Origin of the sequence: Rheinheimera oceanensis (assembly GCF_018831085.1) — a bacterium.
GTDB classification, from domain to species: domain Bacteria; phylum Pseudomonadota; class Gammaproteobacteria; order Enterobacterales; family Alteromonadaceae; genus Alishewanella; species Alishewanella oceanensis.
The window spans coordinates 1-2,506 of record NZ_JAGPNM010000031.1 but is presented as its reverse complement, the minus strand read 5'-3'; the positions used below and the strand labels follow the sequence as shown (position 1 = coordinate 2,506).

Sequence of the window (2,506 nt, the reverse complement as noted above, 5' to 3'; positions counted from 1 at the left end):
GTGTAGTGGTCAACTAATTCCGGACAGTAAATTAGATAGATCTTCCGCTTTTGCCGGTGGCACACCATCGTTGAATTGATGTGGCCTGCGCCAGTTGTAATAATCCATCAGGTAAAAACTGATATCACGCTGTGCTTCTGCTTTGCTCATATAACCCGTTACCGGCACCCACTCAGATTTTAAGCTTCTGAACAGTCTTTCCATTGGGGCATTGACGCTCCTATGTCAAGCCATCACGTTAGTACAGACAGATCGGATACCATTATGGGGTATAGTTCTCTCGCAATGTAACGTTTCAGGCATCGCTGGATCTCTTTAACTGATTTACCTTCCGCTGAGCGCTTAGCGGTATAAATCCTTGTTCTTGGGTCACTTCGCATTCTTATGAGGGCAACTGTCCACAGCGCATTGTTGGCATCCCTTGAACCGCCTCGGTTGAGGCGATGACGTTGAGTTTTACCTGATGATGCTTCCAGCGGATTCACACCACATAACGCAGCGAACGAGGACTCTTTATGAAGCCTGGCTGGATTATCCCCAGCTGTTACCATAAGTGTTGCAGCAACGTACGGGCCAACGCCAAATTGTTCAAGTAAGTGTCGGGCGGTTGATTTCGTCAGCTCTGTCAGGCGTTTTCCGATTAGCCGGAGTTCTTCAGTTAGACTAAGCCAACGGTCTGCTAATAAATTGAGCATTGCAGCCATAGTATTTAACAGCACGTCGTCGTCCGCACCTTGAAGGCGTTTACAGGCAGCTATACATTGGCAGGTAGATTGGACATAACATGCTTCCCTAATTTGCTCAGGTGCAGTGACTAGAAGCGCTCTGATTTGATTAATGGCTTGAGTGCGGGCTTTAACAGCACTTTTCCGGGCAACAACAAGATACCTCAAGGCTTCGACTATTCCATCATGTGACTTGGGGATTGCTGTTGACTCATTCGCCAGGACTGATCGTGCTGCATTCTCGGCGTCAGTGGGATCTGATTTTCCCCTGAGTCTGCGTTTAGCTCTGTTTGGTCGATTAACCTCAAATACTTTCAAACCTTTATCTTCCAGGAACTTGCAAAGACCAGCGCCATAAGTGCCGGTTCCTTCTAATCCAGCCTGTTTAATGTTTCCAAATGATTTTGCCCAGTTATAAAGTTTTTCATAACCGACGAAGCACACAGGAAATTCCTGGGTATCGACAACCTGCCCAATATTGTTAATCAGAACAGCAACATGGCTGGTAAGGTGAGTATCAACTCCCAGGGTCAGTTGATTGTTTATATGATCACGGTTCATCAGTTTTTCCTCAGTTAACCAGCCACCGGACTGGACACTGAAGATGCAAAACAATGCTCCTATTAGGTCACGGATACTGGAATGATTCCAACTCTAACTGACGAGCAATAATCGACAGGTCAACACAAAGACACAAGGTCAATCCCAGCACGGGTCAGATTATTACTGTCAGCACTGGTAAGTATATTCTCTGTATCCCAACAATTACCCCGGCGGCTCATGCTTTGTGTCATGCGATAACGCCACAGCCGTTGACGGAATAAGCGGCTGGCATACTGGCTGCCCTGGTCAGAGTGGAACATCACACCTTGCGGTCTGCCACGTTGCTCATACGCCATATCCAGAGCTTTAATCGCCAGCTCTGCATCAGGCTTGGCTGATAGCGCCCAGCCAACAACACGACGACGGTACAAATCCAAAACTACAGCCAAATAGTGCCAGCGGCCTTCTGCCCAGATGTAGGTAATATCACCGCACCACACGCTATCAGGCGAGCTGACATTAAATTCTCTGTCGAGATGGTTAGGAATATCAAGCCGTTCAACCTGGGTCGTTTTGTAACGATGTGGCCCCGGCTGCTTACTGATGAGCTTTGCCTCTCGCATCAGGCTCATGACTTTAAAGCGACCAATCTCATAACCCAGCTCCCGCATCATGCCAAGCAAGGTTCTGCTACCGGCAGAATGACGGCTCGCTTTGAACAGCTCTTTGATTTTACAACGCTGCTCTAACCGCTCGACGTTGATTTGCTTACTGAGCTGCTTATGTTCGTAATAGCTGCTGGCTGGCACATCAAACACTTCACAGACCACTTCTACCGCTTCATGTTCCCTTAACTGGTCTATCAGCGTGTACGTTCGAACTCGTCTGACATTAAGAGTGCGGTAGCCTTTTTTAGTATGGCCTTCTCCCGCTCCAGTCTGCTCACTCTGGCTTCCAGCTCCTGAATCCGCTGCTGCTCCGGCGTCAGGGCCTTAGCCTTGGGTGTGACACCACCGCGCTCTTGCTCAAGCTGCTCTACCCAGCGGCGAAGTGCGCTCTCGCCCACACCAAGTGACTTAACTGCTTCTGCAATGCTGTAGCCCTGGTCAAGCACCAGACCGGCAGCATCACGCTTAAATTCTGTTGAAAACGTACGACGTTGTTTTGCCATTGAACACCTCTTCTAACGTGGTAATCTTACCACCTAAAATGGTGTCCGGTTTTATTAGACCACTACA

Annotated in this window: 1 protein-coding gene and 2 pseudogenes; all 3 read right to left on the bottom strand. The window is 48.5% G+C overall.

Annotated features, from left to right (window positions below):
* Positions 1–9: 9 nt before the first annotated feature.
* Positions 10–213: pseudogene (locus J3B89_RS20905) on the bottom strand (IS3 family transposase); the annotation flags it as partial.
* Positions 214–233: 20 nt separating this feature from the next.
* Positions 234–1,286: an IS110 family RNA-guided transposase gene (locus tag J3B89_RS20900; RefSeq protein WP_215399531.1), complete on the bottom strand. Its 1,053-nt coding sequence runs from the start codon at positions 1,284–1,286 to the stop codon at positions 234–236.
* A 143-nt stretch (positions 1,287–1,429) separates the two neighbouring features.
* A pseudogene (locus tag J3B89_RS20895) lies at positions 1,430–2,439 on the bottom strand (IS3 family transposase); the annotation flags it as partial.
* Between the last annotated feature and the right edge of the window lie 67 nt (positions 2,440–2,506).

Excerpts from the sequence above, each read along its gene's own strand:
- J3B89_RS20900 (WP_215399531.1), bottom strand. The coding sequence starts at position 1,286 with ATGAACCGTGATCATATAAACAATCAACTGACCCTGGGAGTTGATACT.